The 22,982-nt window shown below is 41.8% G+C and carries 25 protein-coding genes and 1 tRNA gene; 16 read left to right on the top strand and 10 right to left on the bottom strand.

The annotated features are described in order from the left end of the window. Positions 1-354: 354 nt before the first annotated feature. Positions 355-819, bottom strand: a complete 465-nt coding sequence (locus PR833_RS16900) for a RidA family protein (protein ID WP_004923225.1) — start codon at positions 817-819, stop codon at positions 355-357. Between the two features lie 1,319 nt (positions 820-2,138). Beyond that, positions 2,139-3,398: a diaminopimelate decarboxylase gene (lysA, locus tag PR833_RS16895; RefSeq protein ID WP_272526365.1), complete on the bottom strand. Its 1,260-nt coding sequence runs from the start codon at positions 3,396-3,398 to the stop codon at positions 2,139-2,141. Positions 3,399-3,514: 116 nt separating this feature from the next. On the opposite strand from lysA, the gene PR833_RS16890 reads away from it, so the two are divergent. Continuing rightward, positions 3,515-4,450, top strand: a complete 936-nt coding sequence (locus PR833_RS16890; protein WP_004923231.1) for a LysR family transcriptional regulator — start codon at positions 3,515-3,517, stop codon at positions 4,448-4,450. Here the strand turns inward: PR833_RS16890 and PR833_RS16885 are convergent. Continuing rightward, complete coding sequence (locus PR833_RS16885; protein WP_014656674.1) at positions 4,424-5,344, bottom strand: LysR family transcriptional regulator; 921 nt, start codon at positions 5,342-5,344, stop codon at positions 4,424-4,426. The genes PR833_RS16890 and PR833_RS16885 overlap by 27 nt on opposite strands. 124 nt (positions 5,345-5,468) lie before the next feature. Here PR833_RS16885 and PR833_RS16880 point away from each other — a divergent pair, with 124 nt between their 5' ends. Both PR833_RS16880 and PR833_RS16875 read left to right on the top strand, forming a co-directional pair. After that, positions 5,469-6,341, top strand: coding sequence for an MBL fold metallo-hydrolase (locus PR833_RS16880; RefSeq protein ID WP_141173428.1), 873 nt, complete (start codon positions 5,469-5,471; stop codon positions 6,339-6,341). A gap of 69 nt (positions 6,342-6,410) precedes the next feature. Beyond that, a complete protein-coding gene (locus PR833_RS16875; RefSeq protein ID WP_036941549.1) occupies positions 6,411-7,055 on the top strand; it encodes a DsbA family protein in 645 nt (214 codons plus the stop codon). A 4-nt stretch (positions 7,056-7,059) separates the two neighbouring features. Here PR833_RS16875 and PR833_RS16870 read toward each other — a convergent pair whose 3' ends face one another. Next, positions 7,060-7,701, bottom strand: a complete 642-nt coding sequence (locus PR833_RS16870) for a prepilin peptidase (RefSeq protein ID WP_272526364.1) — start codon at positions 7,699-7,701, stop codon at positions 7,060-7,062. 480 nt (positions 7,702-8,181) lie between these two features. Between PR833_RS16870 and rsmE the strand changes: the two genes are divergently transcribed. The 9 genes from rsmE to hemW all read left to right on the top strand — a co-directional run bounded on the left by rsmE (position 8,182) and on the right by hemW (position 14,969). After that, positions 8,182-8,913: a 16S rRNA (uracil(1498)-N(3))-methyltransferase gene (gene rsmE, locus PR833_RS16865; protein WP_004923239.1), complete on the top strand. Its 732-nt coding sequence runs from the start codon at positions 8,182-8,184 to the stop codon at positions 8,911-8,913. A gap of 9 nt (positions 8,914-8,922) precedes the next feature. Then, the gene (gshB, locus tag PR833_RS16860) at positions 8,923-9,870 is read left to right on the top strand and encodes a glutathione synthase (RefSeq protein ID WP_036941552.1); all 948 of its coding nucleotides are present in this window, start codon (positions 8,923-8,925) and stop codon (positions 9,868-9,870) included. 124 nt (positions 9,871-9,994) lie between these two features. After that, positions 9,995-10,555 carry a YqgE/AlgH family protein gene (locus PR833_RS16855; protein WP_004923247.1) on the top strand — a complete coding sequence of 187 codons (561 nt, stop codon included), beginning with the start codon at positions 9,995-9,997 and terminating at the stop codon, positions 10,553-10,555. Next, positions 10,555-10,974: a Holliday junction resolvase RuvX gene (gene ruvX, locus PR833_RS16850; RefSeq protein WP_004923249.1), complete on the top strand. Its 420-nt coding sequence runs from the start codon at positions 10,555-10,557 to the stop codon at positions 10,972-10,974. Before PR833_RS16855 ends, ruvX begins: the two co-directional genes overlap by 1 nt. 123 nt (positions 10,975-11,097) lie before the next feature. Further along, positions 11,098-11,793 carry a YggS family pyridoxal phosphate-dependent enzyme gene (locus PR833_RS16845; protein ID WP_053110101.1) on the top strand — a complete coding sequence of 232 codons (696 nt, stop codon included), beginning with the start codon at positions 11,098-11,100 and terminating at the stop codon, positions 11,791-11,793. A gap of 10 nt (positions 11,794-11,803) precedes the next feature. Next, complete coding sequence (proC, locus tag PR833_RS16840; RefSeq protein WP_014656680.1) at positions 11,804-12,625, top strand: pyrroline-5-carboxylate reductase; 822 nt, start codon at positions 11,804-11,806, stop codon at positions 12,623-12,625. A gap of 18 nt (positions 12,626-12,643) precedes the next feature. Further along, positions 12,644-13,228, top strand: coding sequence for a YggT family protein (locus PR833_RS16835; protein ID WP_004923256.1), 585 nt, complete (start codon positions 12,644-12,646; stop codon positions 13,226-13,228). A 15-nt stretch (positions 13,229-13,243) separates the two neighbouring features. Beyond that, complete coding sequence (rdgB, locus tag PR833_RS16830; protein ID WP_004923259.1) at positions 13,244-13,837, top strand: RdgB/HAM1 family non-canonical purine NTP pyrophosphatase; 594 nt, start codon at positions 13,244-13,246, stop codon at positions 13,835-13,837. Then, on the top strand, positions 13,830-14,969 hold the full coding sequence (gene hemW, locus PR833_RS16825) for a radical SAM family heme chaperone HemW (protein WP_014656681.1): 1,140 nt from the start codon (positions 13,830-13,832) through the stop codon (positions 14,967-14,969). Before rdgB ends, hemW begins: the two co-directional genes overlap by 8 nt. Before the next feature lie 115 nt (positions 14,970-15,084). Here the strand turns inward: hemW and PR833_RS16820 are convergent, their stop codons facing one another. The 5 genes from PR833_RS16820 to trmB all read right to left on the bottom strand — a co-directional run bounded on the left by PR833_RS16820 (position 15,085) and on the right by trmB (position 19,081). Continuing rightward, positions 15,085-16,035, bottom strand: a complete 951-nt coding sequence (locus PR833_RS16820) for a siderophore ABC transporter substrate-binding protein (RefSeq protein WP_014656682.1) — start codon at positions 16,033-16,035, stop codon at positions 15,085-15,087. A gap of 192 nt (positions 16,036-16,227) precedes the next feature. Next, positions 16,228-16,953 (bottom strand): DUF2884 family protein, encoded by a 726-nt coding sequence (locus PR833_RS16815; RefSeq protein ID WP_014656683.1) that lies wholly within the window; start codon positions 16,951-16,953, stop codon positions 16,228-16,230. A gap of 38 nt (positions 16,954-16,991) precedes the next feature. Further along, complete coding sequence (gene glsB / locus PR833_RS16810) at positions 16,992-17,918, bottom strand: glutaminase B (protein ID WP_004923272.1); 927 nt, start codon at positions 17,916-17,918, stop codon at positions 16,992-16,994. A 114-nt stretch (positions 17,919-18,032) separates the two neighbouring features. Continuing rightward, positions 18,033-18,362, bottom strand: a complete 330-nt coding sequence (locus PR833_RS16805; RefSeq protein WP_004923275.1) for a YggL family protein — start codon at positions 18,360-18,362, stop codon at positions 18,033-18,035. Next, complete coding sequence (gene trmB, locus PR833_RS16800) at positions 18,362-19,081, bottom strand: tRNA (guanosine(46)-N7)-methyltransferase TrmB (protein ID WP_053110099.1); 720 nt, start codon at positions 19,079-19,081, stop codon at positions 18,362-18,364. Before trmB ends, PR833_RS16805 begins: the two co-directional genes overlap by 1 nt. Before the next feature lie 275 nt (positions 19,082-19,356). On the opposite strand from trmB, the gene mutY reads away from it, so the two are divergent. From mutY to PR833_RS16780, 4 genes are all read left to right on the top strand, one after another. Next, positions 19,357-20,421 carry an A/G-specific adenine glycosylase gene (gene mutY, locus PR833_RS16795; protein WP_061064725.1) on the top strand — a complete coding sequence of 355 codons (1,065 nt, stop codon included), beginning with the start codon at positions 19,357-19,359 and terminating at the stop codon, positions 20,419-20,421. After that, complete coding sequence (locus tag PR833_RS16790; protein WP_004923284.1) at positions 20,421-20,690, top strand: oxidative damage protection protein; 270 nt, start codon at positions 20,421-20,423, stop codon at positions 20,688-20,690. Before mutY ends, PR833_RS16790 begins: the two co-directional genes overlap by 1 nt. 53 nt (positions 20,691-20,743) lie before the next feature. Continuing rightward, a complete protein-coding gene (gene mltC / locus PR833_RS16785) occupies positions 20,744-21,817 on the top strand; it encodes a membrane-bound lytic murein transglycosylase MltC (protein WP_004923287.1) in 1,074 nt (357 codons plus the stop codon). A gap of 190 nt (positions 21,818-22,007) precedes the next feature. After that, positions 22,008-22,083: transfer RNA gene (locus PR833_RS16780), tRNA-Phe, on the top strand. Positions 22,084-22,318: 235 nt separating this feature from the next. On the opposite strand, the gene PR833_RS16775 is transcribed toward PR833_RS16780, so the two are convergent. Next, positions 22,319-22,982 (bottom strand): site-specific integrase (locus tag PR833_RS16775; protein WP_272526363.1); only part of this gene is annotated, 664 nt, incomplete at its 5' end.

Raw genomic sequence — 22,982 nt, 5'->3', positions numbered from 1 at the left:
AACTGGCTCATAAAAGGAAACTGAATATTTATTAAAAAGTCATAAGGTAGAGGATGGTGTGTCTTTTTATACAATAATCATTTTGTTAGTGGAGCAATCACGCTCGCTACCCATTCCTGCTATAAGGCCGTTTGTATGGGCATTTCACTGTTCGACACCACTCCCCTTCAAACGGCAGATGCTATGTGACTATTGCCTTTAGGTCGAAATACTAAGAAGTTTGGTTAACAGATAATTACAGCGGCGTTTTTATTTAGCGCTAAAATACAAAACTCCCGATAAATATTACCGAGAGTTTTATCATCAAAAGGCGGTCAGCCTATATTAAGGCTGGAAATTGATTGCTAAAACGGCTTATTTTTTAACCGCAGTAACTTCAATTTCAACCAACCATTCAGGGTGAACCAGAGCCTTCACTTCCATTGCTGATCTAGCTGGTGTCAGAGGCTGAGCTTTAGTACCGAAGAATTGAGTATAACCTTTCATAAAGCCGTCAAAGTCCATTTTTCCTGTTTCTGGTGTTGCAACAAGGAAAACTTGCATTTTAACAACGTCACCTAATCCTAGGCCTTGTTTTTCCAATGCAGACTTAATTGAGTTAAGCACATTGACGGTTTGTTCTTCTGTGTTTTTACCGAATGAACCATCAGCTTGTTTTGATGGAACAACACCGCTGAAATAATAGGTTTTCATATTCGCAGGTACTTCAACTACGCTCGAGATTGGGAAGTCAGGTACTGCGGTACGAACGATTGAAGAATTATCAGCCATCGCTACGCTGCTGGCTAATAGTGCTGAAATTAGTAATGCTTTTTTCATATTCAGTTCCCTATTTTATGATATTGCTTTTTATAAAAGCTAGAAATGACCTCTAGTGAAGATGCCATTACACCTTCTCATCAGTCATTCATATAAGAAGCCACTTTGCCCATAATAAAAATGGTCATCAAAGCAGCATAACATTTATGTGTTTATCTCTTACTATTTCAGTTCAAAAGATATCCACTAAGTGCTTAAGAGATATTATCCCTTACTGCAATATTTATGTTGTCAAATTTACCTTTAATTTGGCGATATATTTACCAGACATAAACTATGGTTTTTTTAGCCTATATTCAGACGCTACCGGAGTAAATTCAGCGCCATTAACCTATTTTAGTATCACATCCTTTCCATGACTTAACAATGTCATGAAGGTGATGAATAAGCTAAATACGAAATGAGTCAGTTTGTCAGAGACTCTCCCGCTAAAATTACACTAACGTATTTGCTGCGCCACAGATTAATGCTCGTCCTCAAAGATATCGTCTAGTTTAAGGGTATTTAACAAAACGCTTTTTTCTTCATTGTTGAATTCATTATCTATGATAATTAATATCAGCAACTTTAGACAGCCATTCACTTATCTAATCATTAAATCAGCAAAAAACTCTCTAAAACACTGAAGGTTACCATTCGTCCATTCAGTAAATGAATGGTGAGCATTAAAGTGCATCTGAACGAATGGATCAAGGGTAATATTCAATTCTTTACAATAATGACGGCTAATTTTATGGCAATCTAGAATTCACTAAGTGAACTCATCTACACTATCCAGAATTTATAATATTTTAAAATAACAACTTATTTTTTCAACCCATAAACCGCAGTCTGAATGTAAAAGTAATAACTTTAATCCGCCTACCTGAAAGCGCCCTAATAATAGAAACTCAAAAGATAGATACCAATATCCCTACAGGTTAATTGGACATACGTCTACTTTGGATAAAAAACAATCTATTGGTTTACTCTAAAATAGGGAAACCTACTGCTCTCGATAAAAATAGTTAAACTCACGATACAAAAGTAATATTTATCATTATTCAATAGACTGGCCGTTTTTTATTTATAGGTGGCCTTATTTCAATATAAACAAATAATTTTAGTTATAGGTTCAAGCAATAATAAATTAACCTTAGTTATTACAATGAATATATGTTTATTTTTTCAACATATAAACTTATTTTTTATCGCTTAATTTCTGAGATAGGATGAGTTAAAAACCGAAAGAAAATAGGTCAGGAATAGTATTTTAATAAATGAATTTTAATATTAGTTGGTAACGATACTGCTTTAAAAAGCAGTATCGTCAAAAAAGATTAAAGCTCTAATGCCAATAATTCCTCAATCGTTTGGCGACGGCGGATAAGTTTTGGCGTACCCTCAATTAATAACACTTCAGGTAACAGAGGGCGGCTATTGTAGTTTGATGACATCGACGCCCCATAAGCACCAGTATCATGGAAGACCAAATAATCCCCTACTTGCACATCAGGCAGTAAACGGGTCTCGACCATTCCTCCTTCTTGCTGGGTAAACACATCCCCCGATTCACACAAAGGCCCCGCGACAATAGTCTCTTTTAAAGGTACATTTTCTAATGAGCGCCCCTCAGCAGGTAATACAGAGATATGGTGATAACTCCCATACATTGCAGGACGCATCAGATCATTAAATCCACTATCGACCAACACATAGTGGCGGCTTCCCATCGTTTTAACCGCTCTCACTTCCGCGAGCAATACCCCCGATTCAGCAACCAAATAGCGACCCGGTTCAATTTCCAGTTCAATAGAATGACCTAAATGACGCTCAATTCGTTGGCGAGCAGTGTTCCAAAGACTGTAATAGTGCTGAATATCGATAACTTCATCTTGTTCTCGATAAGGTGTCGATAACCCACCACCGGCTGAAATCGCCTGAATATCCGCATTTGACGAGATCACTTGTTCAACCATTGCATCACAGACATTTGCTAAGTGTTGATAATCGACCCCAGAGCCAATATGCATATGTAGCCCAACCAATGACAGATTATAACGGCGAATTTGTTCCAGTGCTTTTGGTAGGTCTTGATACCAAATACCGTGTTTACTGTTTTCACCACCTGTATTGGTTTTTTGTGAATGACCATGACCAAAACCAGGGTTAATACGCAACCAAACAGGATGACCCGATTTTTGCTCACCAATCTGGCTTAACATATCAATAGATCCAGCATTCACCGGAATATCTAACTCAGTCACCCGTGCCAAAGTGGCTCTATCCAGTACATCAGCAGTAAAAACAATTTCTGAGTTTTCACGACCAGCCCGGAAACCAGCCACAAGCGCACGCTCTATTTCACCTAGCGAAACAGAATCAACCTTGACTCCCTGCTCACGCATTAAGCGCAAAATATGAATATTTGAGCAAGCTTTTTGAGCAAAACGCACGGTATCAAAGGGTTTGAGCTGATTTATTCGTTCAATAATCACTGAGCTGTCGTACACCCAAACAGGGGTGCCAAACTGTTCAGGTAACGTCGATAAGTATTCGGGCGTTAAATATTGGCTAGTAGTGGTGGCAAATGAGGTCATGTTTTTCTCGCACGTAAATTTTTTCTTATATTGTCCTATTATTCAGAGAAAGTTCGGGAAAAAAAATATCCATTTTGCTAAAGTCTATTCATTTTTGATATAGAAAGAAAAACATCATGCAAACTCTCTCTTGGCGACATATTGAAATCTTTCGGGCGGTAATGACGACGCCGAATCTAACAGAAGCAGCGTTACTGCTAAATACCTCACAGCCGACCATTAGTCGAGAGCTTGCTCGCCTTGAACATCTGCTACAGTTCAAATTATTTGATCGCGTTAAAGGCCGATTGCGCCCGACAGCACAGGGATTGCGCTTTTTTGAGGAGGTTGAACGCTCTTATTATGGTTTAGAGCGGATAAAAAACTCAGTACAAACCATCCGCCGTTTTGATAATGCACAGATCTCCATCATATGCTTACCCGCCTTCGCCCAATCATTACTACCACAAGTGTGCCAAACATTTATGGCTGATTATCCTGACGTCAATCTGACAGTGATCCCTCAAGAATCACCAATCCTCGAAGAGTGGCTATCGGCTCAACGTTATGATTTTGGTCTAACCGAACACTTACAAACGCCACCAGGCACAGAACAACTCACATTAGGCTCGCTGAATGAGGTTTGTGTCTTACCGGCGGGTCATCCCCTTGAGCATAAACCCGTTTTAACACCGATTGATTTTCAGCAACAAAACTTCATTAGCCTGTCACTAACAGACAGCTATCGGCAGATTATCGATACCATTTTTGCTCAACATCAAATTGAGCGAAAAATGGTGATGGAGACGCATTCAGCATCGTCTATCTGCGCAATGGCGTTAAAAGGCATCGGTATTTCAATCGTCAACCCTATCACCGCTTTGGATTTCCACCAGCAATCAGCAGGTAAGCTGATCATTCGCCCATTGAGTTTTTCGATTCCTTTTACGGTGAGTTTAATTAAGCCGATTCACCGGCCATCATCACAACTATTAGATATTTTTACCCAATACTTACGGGCTTCATTTGCCAAAACTGAGCAGGATTTAAGTAGCGCGTTGCTGCATCAGTGACTGCCAATATTCTGAAGTTGTAAACCAGTTACCTAAAAAATCCAGTACAGCTCTTAATGTTGTCGGCATATTTTGGCGACTGGCATACACTGCATAAATTCCCAATGGCTGCGGCACATAGTCGGGTAATAGCTGGAGCAGCTCCCCTGATTCTAAGTATTTTTTGACCGATAAATAAGGCTGCATAGCAATACCTGCACCATTTAATGCCGCTTGAGCCAAAAATACAGATTCATCGGCACTGAGTCGCCCTCCTACTAATACGGAAAAAGGCTCCCCATCTTTTTCAAAACGCCATAAACTGCGCCCAAAAAAATTGTAGGTCAAACATTCCAGTGGCGCTAAATCCTCCGGCTTAGTCGGTATTTTTTTATCTTTGAAAAAAGATGGCGCTGCACAAATCACAGAGTGGCACGTTGAAAGCGGCTTGGCTATCAAACTCGGCTCTAATTGATTCGTAATACGGATAGCCAAATCAATCCTATCTTCAATCAGATTCACCGCCTTATTTGTAATACTTAAATCAATCGCCATATTCGGGTAGTGTTGTAAAAACTCGGTTATTGCGACAGAAAGCGCTTGGCTGGCAATCGACTGAGCACAACTAATACGCACTAGCCCCGTCAATTGAGTCGCATCATGTTGCTGTTGTACAGGCAGAGTTAAAGAGAGTGCATTTAACTTTAGCGCTTGTTGATAAACCCCTTCTCCTGCCGATGTCAAACTCAGCCGCCTTGTCGTACGGTTTAATAAACGTACCCCAGCCCACTGTTCCATTTCAGCAAGATATCGGGTCACCATCGCTCGTGACATATCGAGTTTATCTGCGGCAGCACTCATACTGCCATGCTCAACAATACTAATAAAAACCTGTACCGCCGTTAATCTATCCATCTATTTGACCGATTTGTGCAACAAACATTTGCTAATTATGGCGTTTTTCTCATCATTATTGCAATTTAATATACACCCAACTTAACGAGGTTTTTAAAATATGGCTAACAATTAGGAGTTAATGATGAAACAACATGCTATCGCCGCCGCCACTTTACTTGCAATGAGCGCTACATTTGCCCATGCAGCAGAGCTTAAATTAGATATCTATAACCCAGGAAATAACAGTGTATTTCCCGTTTCCTCTGAAATTATCAGCGGTGATAAAGAAGTTGTGCTGATCGATGCACAGTTTCAAAAAAATGATGCACAGGCCTTAGTGAAAAAGATAAAAGCGCTCAATAAAACCCTAACAACCATTTATATCAGCCATTCTGATCCCGATTATTATTTTGGATTAGATACGATCACGAAAGCATTTCCTAATGCTAAGGTGATAGCGACGAAAGAAACCGTTGAAGCTATCAAAGCATCGAAAGATGGCAAGTTGGCATATTGGGGTGAAGTGCTTAAAAACGAAGCGCCAACAACACTTATCGTACCCGATGTGATACAAGGCAATAGTTTTACTGTCGATGGTGAAACTCTCTTTATTAAAGGAAGTGATGGTCCAGCTCCAGAGCGTACTTATGTTTGGGTTCCATCATTGAAAGCTGTCGTTGGGGGAGTCGTTGTCTCTGATAATATCCATGTTTGGATTGCAGATACTCAAACTCAATCATCGCGACAACACTGGCAACAAACTTTAGAAAGCATTCAAGCTTTACAACCTAAAACCGTTGTACCTGGGCACTTTACTGGCAAATCAAAAATGGATCTTAGCTCTGTTACCTTTACTCAAAATTACTTGAATACCTTTGAGGCCATGGCTGAACAAAGTAAGGATGCCAAAGAGCTTACGAGCAAAATGGAGAAGGCTTACCCTCATCTTGATGATAAATCGAGCTTAGAGCTAAGTGCCAAAGTCATTAAAGGCGAAATGCAGTGGCCACAATAAAATAATCTCAATTAGCCTATCCCTATAATGGATAGGCTAATTGAATCACTGAATAGTTAAGGAGCTATCATGAATAAAATCACCTTACATTACATTTATGACCCTTTATGTGGCTGGTGTTACGGTGCTTCACCATTGATTGAAATTGCCAATTCTCACCCTGACATTGTGTTAGAATTACATGGCGGAGGCATGCTGGCAGGCGCATCACGCCTTCATATGGATAATCAATTCCGTGAGCACATCAAACAATCCGATAAACGCATTGCCGCCATGACAGGGCAAATTTTTGGTGATGACTATTTAAAAATGCTGGATGAGCCAAATCTTGTTCTTGATTCAGCACCACCTTTACAAGCCATTCTTGCTTCTGAAAAGCAACAAAAAGCATTAGCGATGTTAAAAGCAGTTCAGCATGCTCATTACGTCTCTGGTCGTCATATCAGCAACCCAAATGTCTTATTAGCGATCGCACAAGAAATCGGGTTAGATAGCGAGCAATACCAGTTTGATTATGCCGAACAAGGAGGGAATAACCTTGAACACCATATTCACTATAGCCGCCAGCTACTGACTCAATCCGGATCTTCCGGCTTCCCGACCTTACTCATAAAACAGCAGCATAAGTGGCTGCGCGTACCGTTACAAAACTATTTAGGTGATCCTCAAAAATGGCAACAATTTTTGGATTCACTAGTAGCAGCCAATCAATGATGCGCTACGACATCGCGCCATTGAACATCACTAAACACACCAATGGCGCAAATAACCAATAAGTTGCACTCAAAATGATAGCTGGGCCAAAGGGGATACGGGCGATAGCTTTGTGCCGATGACGTAAATAAATGGCCCAATAGTGAAGCCCGCCAATGCCCGCCGCTAACGCAAAAAACTGAGGTAAATTCATAAGCCCGAGCCAAGCTGCACATGCGGCAATCAGTTTAAAATCCCCTCGCCCCATTTGCGGGGATTTGCGGATCTTCTCCATAATTACCGTTAACAGCATGATGGAAAGGTAACTGGTGATCACCGCATAGATAGCCGAAACCACATTACCTTGCTCAGAGCACACTTGATACACTAACCCTACCCATAATAGTGGGTAAACAAGTATGTCTGGTAAATAGCCTATTTTCATATCAATAATAAATAGACAAACTATTAAATTGAAGAAAATACTAAATAAAATAACAATAATTAATTCATCATTTAATGAAAAATTAAATATTAATAAAGGAAAATAAATAAGTACCAGCCATTTATAACCTATCCTTATCCCATCTTTATTTAAATATTTTTTAGGAATATGTTGTAACATCAACTGTGAAATTTTCGCTGATATAACAATGATAAAAGCCATAAATAATAGCCTATAGCCACATACATACCCCAAAAAACAGTATGAATTATCGATGGTTACATTTCCTGAACTTAAGTTGCCTCGGCATACTGTTAGCATTGGAAAAGTTGAAGTAATAAAATTATTAAGATCACTAAAAGATAAAAAAGAGAGATGATGGATAATTTTATGATAGATCCTTTCAATCGGTAATATCATATATTCTCCTTATTCCATTATGGAGTTATATACAAATATACCGTACCTCTATTTATTTCCCTACACAGTAATTCCGACACAATTTATCGTTTTAACCGCGATGATTTTTTGTCGTATTTGATAATATATTATCATTCATCACACCAATACCACACAGGCTAGACTACAAAAAAACCATAAACCACTATAAAATTGAGCTAGCTCTTGATTTTGGCGATTGCATCCCCATATTTTTGATCTGCTATTGCTCTTTTTTAACCTTGTTCTTTTTAAGGAAACTGTATGCGCATTCCACGCATTTATCACCCTGAGCCACTACAAATTAACACTACAATCGCTCTTGGCGATGATGCAGCCAACCATGTGGGGCGAGTGCTTCGCATGACTGCGGGCCAAAAACTGGAATTATTTGACGGCAGTAATCAGGTGTTTTGCGCTGAAATATCAGAGGCGACAAAAAAGAAAGTCTCCGTCAATATTATCGATAGCCATGTTGATGATAGAGAATCGCCATTAGATTTACACCTTGGGCAAGTCATGTCGCGTGGTGAAAAAATGGAGTTTACTATCCAAAAATCGGTGGAACTAGGTGTTAATACAATCACCCCTTTACTCTCTGAGCGCTGTGGTGTTCGTTTAGATCCTGAAAGGTTAGAGAAAAAACGACAGCAATGGCAAAAGATTGCCATTGCTGCGTGTGAGCAGTGTGGTCGTAATCGGATCCCACAAATTCGTCCTGTACAGTCACTCGAAGCATGGTGTGCTGAGGAGGATGGGGCATTTAAGGTCAACTTACACCCACGAGCAACACAAAGTATCAATACATTACCTGCTGAATTAAATAAAGTTCGGCTATTAATCGGCCCCGAAGGTGGGCTAAGTGAAGAAGAAATCGCCATGACAGCTAATTATCAATTTACCGATATTCTGTTAGGGCCAAGAGTGTTAAGAACAGAAACGACTGCGCTAACTGCAATCACCGCACTGCAAGTGCGCCTAGGTGACCTAGGTTAAGGAGAAAAAATGATCAAGCTCGGTATAGTAATGGATCCTATTTCATCCATTAAAATCAAGAAAGATACTAGTTTTGCTATGATGCTGGAAGCTCAACGTCGTGGTTATGAAATCCATTATATGGAGATGAATGATCTCTATCTGTATCAAGGTGAAGCTCGCGCAACGACAAAAGTCGTCACTGTCGAAGAAAACCCAAACAAATGGTATGAGTTCAAATCTGAGCAAGATATCGCGCTCGGTGATCTTGACGCTATTTTAATGCGTAAAGACCCCCCTTTCGACACTGAGTTTATCTATGCAACTTATATTCTTGAAAGAGCTGAGCAGGCTGGCGCACTGATCGTCAACAAGCCACAAAGTTTACGCGACTGCAATGAAAAACTGTTTACAGCGTGGTTCCCTGAATTAACGCCACACACATTAGTCACGCGCAGCGCTAAACAGCTACGTGAGTTCCACCAAAAGCATGGCGATGTGATTTTTAAACCACTTGATGGAATGGGCGGAGCGTCTATTTTCCGTTTGAAGCAAGACGACCCTAACGTTGGGGTTATTATCGAAACGCTCACCGAGCATGCTAGCCGTTACTGCATGGCACAAAACTATTTGCCAGCAATTAAAGATGGTGACAAACGTGTACTGGTCGTTGATGGTGAGCCTGTGCCTTACTGTCTAGCTCGTATCCCAGCACAGGGGGAAACCCGTGGTAATTTGGCGGCAGGTGGTCGCGGAGAAGCTCGCCCATTAAGTGAAAGCGATTGGGAAATTGCCCGCGCCGTTGCCCCAACTTTAAAAGCAAAAGGCTTATACTTTGTTGGGCTTGATATTATAGGCGATCGTTTGACTGAAATTAATGTCACTAGCCCAACTTGTGCCCGCGAAATTGAAGCCGCTTACGATATTTCTATCACGGGTATGTTGATGGATGCCATTGAGCGCGATATAAAAAAATAGTGCCTTCAGCGCTAAAAATAGCGTATTGGTAATGAGAAAAGGCTCATTAAAGTGCCTTTTCTCAACCTTTAAAGGCAATTCTTATCATTAAAATAGGTTACTTACTACACTGAGCCTAAAAATTATGAATTTACAAAATCATTTTTTGATAGCAATGCCATCTCTTACTGATCCCTATTTTGAGCAGTCTGTTGTTTATGTGTGTGAACACAATGAAAAAGGCGCTATGGGGATCGTTATCAATAAACCTATTGATGATTTTTCTGTGAGTACCATGCTTGAGAAATTAGAGATAGCGGTTTCAACAACCAATACCAGCAACCTTGCTAAACCAGTGATTGCTGGTGGCCCTGTTGCTGAAGAGCATGGTTTTATCCTCCATACGCCGATTAAAGGCTTTGCCTCAAGTCTGCATCTCAATGATGACATGATGGTAACGACCTCTAAAGATATCTTAGAAACACTCGGCAAGGACCAGCAGCCTATGCAATCATTAGTCGCTCTGGGATATGCAAGCTGGGAGCCCGGTCAACTCGAAAATGAAATTATGGAAAATAGTTGGTTGACGGTAGAAGCCACACCAGAGTTAGTGTTTGATACCCCTATTAAAGATCGCTGGCAAGCTGCTGCTAACCTTCTAGGCGTGAATATCCATACAATTTCCATGCAGGCAGGGCACGCGTGATGTCTAGCAGAACCCTTCTTGCATTTGATTTTGGTACGAAAAGTATTGGTGTTGCTGTTGGCCAAGAAATCACAGGAACAGCCCGCTCCCTCGCCTCACTGAAAGCCAATGATGGCCGCCCTGATTGGCAACAGATCGAAAAGTTGCTAAAAGAGTGGCAACCTCAATTGGTCATTGTTGGCCTTCCTTTAAATATGGATGGCACTGAACAACTTGTCACCAGCCAAGCGCGTAACTTTGCTAATCGTATCCATGGGCGATTTGGTGTCAAAGTCGAGCTACACGATGAACGCCTATCCACGGTTGCCGCAAAAGCAGAACTATTTGAGCGTGGTGGTTACCGAGCACTGAGTAAAGGCAAAGTAGACTCAGCATCTGCTGTCGTGATCTTAGAAAGTTGGTTTGAGCAACACCTTTAAGCCGCACAATGTTTTCCGAAATGTAATTTTTTTTAATCTACACATGCAAAGGTGCCGTTATCAAGCAATATGCTTTACACTATGGGCATTATGATTATCCACCTAACGTAATTGAACAGAATAATGACCATTCAACGTAATATCTCTGATGTAAAAGCGCGTATTGAACGAGCGGCAGCAGAATGTCATCGCTCTGCACAGGACATCACACTACTTGCAGTAAGTAAAACCAAACCTTGTGACGCTATCTTGGAGGCTATCGAGGCTGGACAGCGTCAATTCGGTGAAAATTATGTTCAGGAAGGCGTTGAGAAAATTCAGTTTTTCGCGGATAGACAAGATCTGGTTTGGCATTTTATTGGCCCATTACAATCAAACAAAAGCCGTCTTGTCGCCGAGTATTTTGACTGGTTCCATACGCTGGATCGGCAAAAAATCGCCCAACGTCTAAATGATCAGCGTCCAAGCAACAAAGCACCGCTAAATGTGCTGATCCAAATAAATATCAGTGATGAAAACAGTAAGTCAGGCATAAAACTTGAAGAGCTTGATGAGCTAGCAAAACAAGTTAGCCAAATGCCTAACCTAGTTTTTCGTGGTTTGATGACCATTCCAGCACCGGAAAGCGACTACCAGCGCCAATGCGAAGCTTTTCGCAAAATGGAGCAAGCCTATCAACAGTTACAAACACACTACCCTAGCGTCGACACCCTATCTATGGGGATGACCGATGATATGGCTGCTGCCATTCATTGTGGGTCGACCCTCGTTCGTATCGGAACGGCTATTTTTGGTGCCCGTGACTATCACAAATCATAAGGAGTACAACATGCAACATCGCAAAATTGCATTTATAGGTGCCGGAAATATGGCCCATGCTATTATTGCAGGGCTTGTTAGCCACGGTTACCCCGCCTCAATGATCACCGTCTGTTCGCCAACCCCTGTTCGCCGAGAAAAAATCGCCGAACAATATGGCGTTATCAGCAGTAGTGATAATGTATCCGCTGTGCAACACGCCGATGTGATTGTACTTGCTGTAAAACCACAAATGATGGAAGAGGTGTGTCAACCTTTACAGCATGCCGTGGATTTCAGTAAAAAACTGGTATTGACCATTGCTGCGGGTATCCCCGCTCACCGCTATGCCGATTATTTAGCCCAACCATTGCAGTTGGTTCGTATCATGCCAAATACGCCATCACTCGTCGGTAAAGGCGTGAGTGGTTTATTCGCAGAAGAGAGTATTAACGCCGAAGACAAACAATTTGCAGAGCAATTGATGCAAAGTGTTGGCTCGACAATTTGGTGCGAAAACGAGCAAGAGATCAATAATATTATTGCGATTACTGGAAGCTCTCCTGCTTACTTCTTCTTATTTATGGAATCCATGCAGCAAGAAGCCGAGAAACTAGGCTATACGCCCGATCAAGCCCGTCAATTGGTCTTAAATGCCGCGGAAGGTGCTGTTGCGTTGTCGAAATCACAAGGCGACACCCCATTTTCCACATTGCGCGAACAAGTGACTTCTAAGGGAGGAACGACAGCGATGGCATTAGCGCAATTTTACGATAGTGGTCTTCCGCAAATGGTAGCAAAAGCGATGCAACGTGCTATCACTCGGGCAGAAGAGATGGAAAAACTTTTTTAATTAACAGCGGGACGAGACATGCAGACTTTACTTTTTGTCGTTACAACCATTATTCAACTTTATATTTTTATCTTACTGCTACGAGTCTGGATGCAGTGGGTACGTGCAGATTACTATAACCCCTTCTCCGTGTTCGTGGTAAAAGCCACGAAACCTGTTATTACACCATTACGCCGTGTTATCCCTTCTATCGGGCCTATTGATACAGCAACAGTTACTATCGCATTTATCTTATCACTTGTTGCTATTGTCTTTAGCTTGTGGATCACCCATACATTGGCCCTTCTCAGTTTTAGTGTTATTCCAATCAGTATTATTCTGTTACTAACCTATGCCGGAAAATTAATTTTCTGGATGATATTGATTAGAGCGATCATGAGCTGGATTAGCCAAGGCCGTAATCCTGTCGACTATTTGTTATATCAATTAACAGAACCATTAATGGCGCCAATCCGTCGCATTATCCCTGCTATGGGTGGGCTTGATTTCTCAGCAATGATTGTCATGTTCATCTTAATTGCGCTGAATTATCTACGTTCTGATATTTCACTGATGATTGATCCAACATTAACAGGCATTCTCTACGCTGTTGGCGTAATGTAATAAGAGCGATTAAAAATGCAAAAGGTTGTTTTAGCTACCGGTAATCCGGGAAAAGTCAATGAACTTGCTGACCTGTTACGTGATTTTGGGATGGATATCGTAGCCCAAACTTCTCTCGGTGTTGAGTCTGCCGAGGAAACAGGATTAACATTTATCGAAAATGCGATTTTAAAAGCTCGCCATGCTTCTCAGCAAACTGGTCTCCCTGCTATTGCGGATGACTCTGGGATCTCCGTTGACGCACTCGGTGGTGCTCCGGGGATCTATTCCGCTCGCTATGCTGGTGAAGAAGCAACGGATGAACAAAACCTGCATAAATTACTCGATGCGATGAAATCGGTGCCTGATGGGGAACGTCAGGCACAATTTAACTGTGTGTTGGTTTACTTACGCCATGCAGAAGACCCAACACCTTTGGTTTTCCATGGACGCTGGCATGGCATCATCACTCATGAACCGAGTGGGCAAGGCGGTTTTGGTTATGATCCTATTTTTTATGTGCCAGAACTGAATTGTACCTCTGCTGAGCTGACGAAATCAGAAAAACAAGCGATTTCACATCGAGGCAAAGCCTTAGCAATGCTATTGGATGCACTCAAGAATGCTTAAGTTGCCACCTCTAAGCCTATATATCCATATTCCTTGGTGTGTACAAAAGTGCCCATATTGTGATTTCAATTCGCATACTCTTAAAGGTGATATCCCCCAGCGAGAGTATGTTGAGCACCTGTTGCACGACTTAGAGATTGATGCGAAATTCATCGGTGATCGCGCCATCAAAACACTATTTATTGGTGGAGGTACACCAAGCTTATTAAGTGCGGAATCCATGCAAGCGCTGATGGATGGTGTACGTCAACGAATTCATCTTGACCCACAAGCTGAAATCACGATGGAAGCTAACCCGGGTACTGTGGAAGCCGATCGTTTTTCAGGCTACCAAAAAGCAGGGATTAACCGGATCTCTATTGGTGTACAGAGCTTTGGCGATGACAAATTGATTACTCTTGGCCGCATCCACGGCGCTGAAGAAGCGAAACGGGCTGCGAAGCTTGCGACACAGCTTAATTTACGTAGTTTTAACTTAGACTTGATGCATGGCTTGCCTTCACAAACTCGTGATGAAGGGTTATCTGACTTGCGCCAAGCAATTGCGCTTTCCCCTCCCCATTTATCTTGGTATCAATTGACTATCGAGCCTAATACACAATTTGGCTCGCGCCCTCCGACCCTGCCCGATGATGATACATTATGGGAAATTTATTCCGAAGGGCATAAGCTGCTCACTGCGGCAGGGTATCAGCAATATGAAACATCGGCTTATGCTAAGCCTGGTTTTCAATGTGAACATAACCTCAACTATTGGCGTTTTGGTGATTATCTCGGTATCGGCTGTGGCGCTCATGGTAAGATCTCATTCACTGATGGACGTATTATGCGTACCATCAAGACTAAGCATCCTCGTGGTTATATGGAGGGGCGCTATTTACAAAAATCTTACGATGTCGATGCCCAAGATAGGCCGTTCGAATATTTTATGAACCGCTTTCGGTTATTGGAGCCAATGCCCCGAAAAGAATTTAGTGACTATACGGGCTTGCCTGAATCGGTGGTAAGAGACTCACTTAATGAAGCGCTAAATAAAGGCTATATCACTGAAAATGAGCATGAGTGGCAAATTACCAAACATGGCAAATTATTCTTAAACTCATTACTAGAGCTTTTTCTTGATGAAGAGTAATTTATTTTTGCAATAAAAATATCCCTATCCCGCCCCATAAATCACAAAAGCCCGCAGATTAAAGTGCGCTCATAAAATTAGGCGCTTTTAACTGGTGCGGGCTTTTTTAGATCACTTATAGTGCTTTAGCGACTGCATCAACTTGTTCTGTTAGGCTCACTAAACCACCACCTGACAAATACCATAAATCAGACTGCAAGTATGTGATTTTGCCATTTTTGTAGGCTTTCGTTTCTTGAATATTTTGATCTTCGAAAACGGTTTTATCCAGCTTACCTGCCCCGATCGCTTCACTGCGATCCACGATTAAAATCACATCAGGATCTGCCTGTGCGATGGTTTTCGTATCAACGACACGGCGCTTAGACTTATCCGCTTCTGCTGGCTCTGGTAACTCTGCGCGTTGTGCTTTAACAACATCATAAACAACACTTTGGTTATTTGGGATCAATTTGCCATCGTTATGCAGCAGAACTAACACTTTAGACTGTGATTTTTTCGCTTTTTCTTGGGCTACCGCAATAGATTTATCCAACTGAGCCAGTTGCTCTTCTACCGATTTTTGATTGCCATACAGCTCACCGATTAAATTGATATTCGCTTTCACTGAATCAATGTAATGCTGGCTATTTGTACCTAAATTAATGGTTGGAGCAATTTTAGATAGTTCATCATAAGACTTACCTTGGCGGCCAGTGATCACGATCAGATCAGGCTTTAATTCTGCAATTTTTGCAAGATCAGGCTGTTTCATTCCACCTGCATTTTGCACATTAGCAGCAATATTGCCTTTAATGTAAGCAGGCGCATTGCCCATTGGCAGCGCAACGACCTTATCGCCAAGCCCTAATTTTTGCATTGAATCATAAACACCAAAGTCGAATAAAACCACTTTCTGTGGAGCCTTATTCACTTCAGTCTCACCTGACAAATGTTTGATATTCACTTTTTCAGTGCCTTGTGCAATGACGGCGTTAGGGGTAAATGCCGCTGATTCAGCACTCAGTGCATATGGCGCGGAAAAAGAGAGTAAGGAAACAAGTACAGCAGGAATGAATTTTTTCATATTAAACAATACCAGTTAGTCACTAAACCAAACTTGCATTCTAGAGTGAGCCATTAATAAGTCAATCAAATAAGAATCAATTTCATTTTGATTATTATTATTGATAAAAACATCACATTTTTGCTGTGCTAAATAACAAAGAGGCAGAGCCCAAAATAGGCCTCTGCCTCTTAAAAAAGAAGAGAATATCTCTTACTTCAGTGAATTCATTAATGAAATACGTTGCTGTTCAAGGGAAGTCACTTTACCACACACTTGTTGACCAAACTGTTGGAAGCTATTTTCTTGTTTTTTCCACTCCGCTTCGAGGTCTTGCTGAAGCCCACCTAAATTCCCTAAAAGGCCTTGCAGCGCTTTACTGCTATCACCGCCAGAGAGCAGTTGCTTACGCCCCATTTCATTAATACTGTCCTGTAATATGCCACCTAGACTCTCATTGACCAATTGACGCCCTTGCGTTTCAACTTTGCTCATTGCTTGGTGATGGAAAGCATAACCATCAGGGCGTGTCTCTATGACTTGATTGATCTGACCATTAAGGTCACTTTCTAACTTCGTTAAGCGTTTACGTACATTGCTATCATTACCGATTACTCGGATCACCACTTTATCAAGGGTATTTTTCGAGGCCGATAATTTATTTTGGGTTTCCAATTTGATCCATGGAATATCATTACGGATAGCGGCTTGATAACGAACAGCTTGCTGCCTTTGCTGCTCGGTTACCTCAATTTTTTTGCCATTAAGAGTCACATCACCATTAGGCGTAATATTCAAGTCGCCACTGCGCCCAACCACTTGAACACTTGCTGGGGTTAGAAAGATATCGTCTTTAGGCGTCACTGAACATTTATAATCTGCGGCCTGAGTGCCTGCACTAGCCAATAAAGAAAGAACAATTAAAGTACGGCGTAACATAGTAACTCCTATTAGATCGTTTTACCGATTGATGATATCTAAAACACCGAACGACCAATGCGTTTTGATAATAATTCAAGAGCTGCGCAACCCACCAGCGAGTTCCCCGCCGAATCTAATTCAGGTGCCCATACCGCAACAGAAAACTGGTTCGGTACGACACAAACGATCCCACCGCCAACCCCTGATTTACCAGGCATGCCAATACGAAAGGCAAATTCACCAGAACCATCATACATCCCACAAGTCATCATTAAGGCATTAATTTGCCGCGACTGTAGTGGCGTAATAATAGGGTCGATAGAGCAAGATGACATCCCTTGTGATGTTAAGTAAGAGAAGCAGCGTGCCAGCTCTACACAGTTCATACTTAGAGAACAATAATGAAAGTAAGTTTCGAGAACTGTAAGGACATTATTCTCAAAATTACCAAATGATTTCATCAAAAAGGCAATGGCGGCATTACGGCTGGCATGTTCAAGTTCCGAACGCGCAACCGCAATGTCGTAGCTAATATCTGGCTCGCAAGCAAGTTTTCGGACAAACTCTAGCATGCGTTGCTTGGGCGCACTTAAACGTGATTGCAGCATATCTGTAATCACAATCGCTCCCGCATTAATAAAAGGGTTACGCGGAATACCTTTTTCCATTTCAAGCTGGATCAAGGAGTTAAATGGTAATCCTGATGGCTCTTTCCCGACGCGTCGCCAAATTTCATCTTCTTCATAACGCGTCATCGCTAAAGTCAGGCTCAGTACTTTTGAAATTGATTGGATAGAAAAACGTGTCTGAGCATCTCCCGCCATAAAAATTTCACCGTCAGCAGTATGCACCGCAATCCCCAATTGATGAGGAGGGACATTCGCGAGAGCAGGAATATAATCTGCGACCGCGCCTTGACCAATTAAAGGCCGTACTTGGTCTAAGATATCGTTCAGTAGTTGATTAGAAAATAGACGGCTCACTGTACTTCACTCCAGAAAACAAAGGCATCCTAAAAGGATGCCTTTGGTCGTAATGACCATTAGAGTTCGTAAAACAAATAAGAAACCCAATAAATCGATTACCGACTTAAGAAATTATTCCCACCAAACATCAAATAGCTCTGAAACAACGATATCTTTCATGCCTTTTGATTTTAGCCAGTTTTCGACAATGGTACGGTGTTCTTCAGTACATTTACCGATTTTTTGCAGGCAAACAATACCTTCCCAGCTCATATAACCACTTGCTTCAAACGCTAAGCCATTAGGTTCAATTGCTTCAGCAATCAATGCATCAACGGTACGATCGACTTCTTCGATAGGCGTACCTTCTTCAAAGCTCCATTTTACAATGAACCCTAACTCTTGGAATTCATCAATACGTAGTTTTTTACGTAAACGACGACTGCGTTGTTGCTTAGCCATTATTTTGTCCTCTCAAACATTAAATCCCATACACCGTGCCCCAACCGCTGGCCGCGTTTTTCAAATTTTGTTTCAGGTCGTGTTTCAGGCCGAGGTACATAATCCCCTGATGCAGATAAGTTTTTATACCCATCTGCATGGCTCATCACTTCCAACATATGTTCCGCATATGGCTCCCAATCCGTCGCCATATGAAAAACACCGCCCTTCACCAGTTTAGCGCGAATTTTATCGGCAAAAGGCCCTTGCACAATACGGCGCTTGTTATGTTTTGCCTTATGCCATGGATCTGGGAAAAATAGCTGAACCATAGATAAACTTTCATCGGGGATCATACGGTCCAACACTTCAATTGCGTCATGACACATGACACGTAAATTTGTCACATTTTCTTCTTTTGCGGAAGCAAGGCATGCTCCAACACCAGGCGCATGGACTTCAATCCCTAGAAAGTTTTTTTCAGGATTTTGTGAGGCCATTGTGACTAAAGAGGCCCCCATACCAAACCCTATCTCAAGTACAACAGGATTTTGGTTATTAAAAATTGCGGCAAAATCTAAAGGCTGTGCAACAAAATCGACTCCCATCGTTGCCCATTCACTTTGTAGCGCATCTTCTTGGCGTTGCGTCAAACGTCCTTGACGACGGACAAAGCTGCGAACGCGGCGCATAACCCGCCCTTCTTCATTATATTCTGGGGAGATGACGTTATTGATCATAATATAAAAATTCTACGAATTGATTGCCTAATCAAGTAAATAAGCGAAAATGACTACCCTTGCCGACTATTTTCAACAAGTTAGTAAAACGATTAATAATACAAACTTCACATGAAAGTGCAGGGAGTTTATCAAAACTCATCCAAGGTTGCAGGTGAAAATTGGATAACTTTACACTCCAGCACACAATAAGCGGTTTACAGCTTGTCCGGTCTATGTTGCAATCCTGACTATCTCTGATTTTAATAGAATTACCGATAAAAATAATATACTCAATGGAAGCTCAACAATTTTCGCTCGCCGTGCTTAATTGGTATCACCAATATGGCCGGAAAACTTTGCCGTGGCAAAAAGAAAAAACGTCATACCATGTCTGGCTCTCGGAAGTCATGCTACAACAAACCCAAGTCAGTACGGTTATTCCCTATTTCGAAAAATTTATTCGCCGTTTTCCCGATGTAAAAGACCTCGCGAATGCCCCCTTAGATGAAGTATTACATCTATGGACGGGGCTGGGCTATTACGCACGCGCTCGCAATTTGCATAAGGCCGCAAAAATCATAGCAGAACGTTTCAATGGGCAGTTTCCAACTACATTCGATGATGTTGTGGCCCTTCCTGGTGTTGGTCGCTCTACAGCAGGCGCTATTTTGTCGTTATCACAACAACAGCACTATCCAATATTAGATGGTAATGTTAAACGCGTGCTCGCTCGCTGCTATGCCGTCGAAGGATGGCCGGGGAAAAAAGAGGTCGAAAATCGCTTATGGGATATCAGTACTGAGGTTACCCCTAAAGAAGGCGTCCAGTTCTTTAATCAGGCTATGATGGATTTAGGTGCTATGGTATGCACCCGTAGTAAACCGAAATGCGAACTTTGCCCCCTGCATTTAGGTTGCATAGCCTATGCTAACCACTCATGGCAGGATTACCCCGGTAAAAAGCCGAAACAAAAGATCCCTGAAAAGACAGCTTGGTTTCTAATTATGCAGCAAGGCGATCACGTTTGGCTTGAACAGCGACCACCTTCAGGTATTTGGGGAGGGCTATTTGCCTTCCCTCAATTTGAAACCCAAGAGCAAATGAATGCGTGGCTTTCTCAATCCGGTATTCAACATGATACGCCAGAACAATTAATTGCGTTTCGCCACACATTCAGCCATTTTCATCTGGATATTATTCCTGTTAAAGTTAATATTCAGGCATTTACTTCAGCCATGGATGAAGGTAAAGGACTTTGGTATAACTTAAATCTCGGTGCAACAATCGGCCTCGCTGCGCCGGTTGAAAGCTTACTTCAACAGCTTGCCGTGCCGCCTGATATTCTGAGGAAAAAATAATGAGTAGAACAATTTTTTGTACTTTTTTACAACGTGACGCTGAGGGGCAAGATTTTCAGCTCTATCCGGGTGAGCTAGGAAAGCGCATTTTTAATGAGATTTCGAAAGAGGCTTGGGGTCAGTGGATGGCAAAACAAACCATGCTGATTAATGAGAAAAAGCTCAATACCATGAACCCTGATGACCGTAAAATGCTAGAGCAAGAAATGGTTAAGTTCCTATTTGAGGGACACGATATTCATATCGACGGCTACACACCTGAAAAATAATTGATTGGTCTACCTATCTTAGGTAGACCATGAGCTTGAATACTGTGGAATGTATGAAAAAACTGTTAGCCTTAACGCTGCTGGTGCCTCTTCTTATCTCCTGCTCCAGCAATAAAGAGTCTGATTTTAATCCTAACTATGTGAAAGACACCAATGGGTTCGATATCCTTATGGGGCAATTTGCCCACAATATCGAAAATATCTGGGGGATCAAAGAAGTTCTCATTGCAGGCCCTAAAGATTATGTTAAGTATACCGATGAGTATCGTACCCGTAGTCATATCAACTTTGATGCTGGGACGATTACAGTAGAAACCATCTCCGCCGTAGAGCCTTCAGAACATTTGAAAAAGGCTATCATCACTACCCTATTAATGGGTGATGACCCAAATTCTATCGATTTGTATTCTGATATTAATGATATACCTCACAGCCAAGAACCTTTTCTATTTGGGCAGGTATTAGATAACACAGGTGAACCCATTCGTTGGGAATGGCGCGCAAATAAATACGCTGAATACCTTGTTAATAATAAGTTGCAGCGCCGGCAATCAGGTATGAATGTCATTTGGTCTGTGACCATGCAACTGGTTCCTAACCACCTTGATAAACGCGCTCATAAGTACCTTCCTTTTATCAGGAAGGCATCGGCTAAATATGGGGTTGATGAGTCACTTATTTTAGCCATTATGCAAATCGAATCGAGCTTTAACCCTTACGCGGTAAGTCGTTCCGATGCGTTAGGCTTGATGCAAATCATGCCAAATACCGCGGGTAAAGATGTTTTCCGTTCGCAAGGTAAGTCAGGGGTTCCGAGCCGTAGTTACCTTTTCGATCCGGAAAAAAATATTGATACGGGAACTGCTTATTTGGCAATTTTACAAAATAGCTATTTAGGTGATATTCAAAACCCAGTGTCACGCCGTTATGCCGTAATAACCGCTTATAACGGTGGTGCTGGTAGCGTCCTTAGAGTCTTCCACAGCGATAAAAAAGTAGCTGCACAGAAGATCAATCAGCTCGCCCCTGGCGAAGTTTATCAAACGCTATCAACAAAGCATCCTGCTGCCGAATCGCGTAATTATCTGATAAAAGTCGATAAGGCTCAGAAGAATTACCGTCTCTAAAGGCGATTAATATTAGTACAAAAAGCACTCGTTTCAGTATATAACTGGCGAGTGTTTTTTATTTTATCGTCTTTTTATTAGCCTTACTGTTCAATAATCAGCTAACCTGTTGAAAAAAAGCGCATACGAAATAAAGTTTTTCGAATGTTCCTTGACTCCAACTGTGAAATCAGGTTTAATACGCCTCGTTGCCCGGATAGCTCAGTCGGTAGAGCAGGGGATTGAAAATCCCCGTGTCCTTGGTTCGATTCCGAGTTCGGGCACCATCTTTCCTTTCGGAAATGGTGTAACCGTTTCCCTAGCACGGTCGCTGGAAGTGAGATCCCCAACGCCCGGTTAAAAACTTGAATTTCAGTTGTAATCACGTTCATGACTTCTCACGTGGTTGACAATGATTTATCAAGTAAGGGTGTTCTGGTAAAACACCCTTCTCAATCAAATCCAGCTTATACACAAAGTTGATGAAATAGTCAACTTTGTGTAAATATTTTTTATTTTACATCACAATCCCTGTCTTTTTGATACTAGTCTTGAATGCTCACCACCTAATCCCATTGTTAAAAACTCCCCTAATTCGTCTTCCAGGATCCTGACTGTACTGTATGCGTCCAGAGCAATATACTCCATTGTCGAAGACAGGCTACGGTGTCCTAACATCTGTTTCGTCAACTGCATATTACGTTCAGGATGTTTCATTAATGTGGTCGCCAGTGTATGTCTGAAACGATGAGGACTGACATGAAATCCACATTCCTTTGATAAACGACGAAAAAAAGAACGTATCGTCTGACCGACAGGCGTTTCAGGCCGGGAGGATTGTTTATGATAAAGACGATGTACATCAAACAAAATATCGTTTTTATCCGCCCCGTGACAACGCATTTCCTCAGCCAACGGAGCCAGTAAACCACGCAGTGGCTGAACAAAAGCAATCTGATATTCCCGGTGATTTTTACTGCTTTCACTGCGCAATGTGATCGTACACTCCTCAAAATCCAGATCGCCAATACGCAGGTTAATCAGCTGGTTAAAACGAATAGCCGTCAGTCTCAGCGTTTCCAGCACAGCAAACCAGAATCGAGTGGGATAAACAGCACAAACCTGAAAGTGAGTCTGATCAGGTGGCAACATATTTTCCTGTTGCTGAAATTGTTCCAGAATACGG

Source organism: Providencia sp. PROV189 (genome assembly GCF_028480065.1).
GTDB classification, from domain to species: domain Bacteria; phylum Pseudomonadota; class Gammaproteobacteria; order Enterobacterales; family Enterobacteriaceae; genus Providencia; species Providencia stuartii.
The sequence above is the reverse complement of the archived record's forward strand: the minus strand, read 5'-3'. Positions and strand labels throughout refer to the sequence as shown.

What these genes read in the sequence shown, in the direction of transcription:
- lysA (WP_272526365.1), bottom strand. Translation starts at nt 3,398, where the DNA reads ATGACCTCATTTGCCACCACTACTAGCCAATATTTAACGCCCGAATAC.
- PR833_RS16835 (WP_004923256.1), top strand. Translation starts at nt 12,644, where the DNA reads ATGCAGACTTTACTTTTTGTCGTTACAACCATTATTCAACTTTATATT.
- PR833_RS16890 (WP_004923231.1), top strand. Translation starts at nt 3,515, where the DNA reads ATGCAAACTCTCTCTTGGCGACATATTGAAATCTTTCGGGCGGTAATG.
- PR833_RS16815 (WP_014656683.1), bottom strand. Translation starts at nt 16,953, where the DNA reads ATGTTACGCCGTACTTTAATTGTTCTTTCTTTATTGGCTAGTGCAGGC.
- PR833_RS16900 (WP_004923225.1), bottom strand. Translation starts at nt 819, where the DNA reads ATGAAAAAAGCATTACTAATTTCAGCACTATTAGCCAGCAGCGTAGCG.
- PR833_RS16880 (WP_141173428.1), top strand. Translation starts at nt 5,469, where the DNA reads ATGAAACAACATGCTATCGCCGCCGCCACTTTACTTGCAATGAGCGCT.
- mutY (WP_061064725.1), top strand. Translation starts at nt 19,357, where the DNA reads ATGGAAGCTCAACAATTTTCGCTCGCCGTGCTTAATTGGTATCACCAA.
- PR833_RS16805 (WP_004923275.1), bottom strand. Translation starts at nt 18,362, where the DNA reads ATGGCTAAGCAACAACGCAGTCGTCGTTTACGTAAAAAACTACGTATT.
- PR833_RS16790 (WP_004923284.1), top strand. Translation starts at nt 20,421, where the DNA reads ATGAGTAGAACAATTTTTTGTACTTTTTTACAACGTGACGCTGAGGGG.
- trmB (WP_053110099.1), bottom strand. Translation starts at nt 19,081, where the DNA reads ATGATCAATAACGTCATCTCCCCAGAATATAATGAAGAAGGGCGGGTT.
- PR833_RS16875 (WP_036941549.1), top strand. Translation starts at nt 6,411, where the DNA reads ATGAATAAAATCACCTTACATTACATTTATGACCCTTTATGTGGCTGG.
- gshB (WP_036941552.1), top strand. Translation starts at nt 8,923, where the DNA reads ATGATCAAGCTCGGTATAGTAATGGATCCTATTTCATCCATTAAAATC.
- rdgB (WP_004923259.1), top strand. Translation starts at nt 13,244, where the DNA reads ATGCAAAAGGTTGTTTTAGCTACCGGTAATCCGGGAAAAGTCAATGAA.
- mltC (WP_004923287.1), top strand. Translation starts at nt 20,744, where the DNA reads ATGAAAAAACTGTTAGCCTTAACGCTGCTGGTGCCTCTTCTTATCTCC.
- proC (WP_014656680.1), top strand. Translation starts at nt 11,804, where the DNA reads ATGCAACATCGCAAAATTGCATTTATAGGTGCCGGAAATATGGCCCAT.
- PR833_RS16885 (WP_014656674.1), bottom strand. Translation starts at nt 5,344, where the DNA reads ATGGATAGATTAACGGCGGTACAGGTTTTTATTAGTATTGTTGAGCAT.
- ruvX (WP_004923249.1), top strand. Translation starts at nt 10,555, where the DNA reads ATGTCTAGCAGAACCCTTCTTGCATTTGATTTTGGTACGAAAAGTATT.
- PR833_RS16820 (WP_014656682.1), bottom strand. Translation starts at nt 16,035, where the DNA reads ATGAAAAAATTCATTCCTGCTGTACTTGTTTCCTTACTCTCTTTTTCC.
- PR833_RS16855 (WP_004923247.1), top strand. Translation starts at nt 9,995, where the DNA reads ATGAATTTACAAAATCATTTTTTGATAGCAATGCCATCTCTTACTGAT.
- PR833_RS16845 (WP_053110101.1), top strand. Translation starts at nt 11,098, where the DNA reads ATGACCATTCAACGTAATATCTCTGATGTAAAAGCGCGTATTGAACGA.
- PR833_RS16870 (WP_272526364.1), bottom strand. Translation starts at nt 7,701, where the DNA reads ATGGCTTTTATCATTGTTATATCAGCGAAAATTTCACAGTTGATGTTA.
- rsmE (WP_004923239.1), top strand. Translation starts at nt 8,182, where the DNA reads ATGCGCATTCCACGCATTTATCACCCTGAGCCACTACAAATTAACACT.
- hemW (WP_014656681.1), top strand. Translation starts at nt 13,830, where the DNA reads ATGCTTAAGTTGCCACCTCTAAGCCTATATATCCATATTCCTTGGTGT.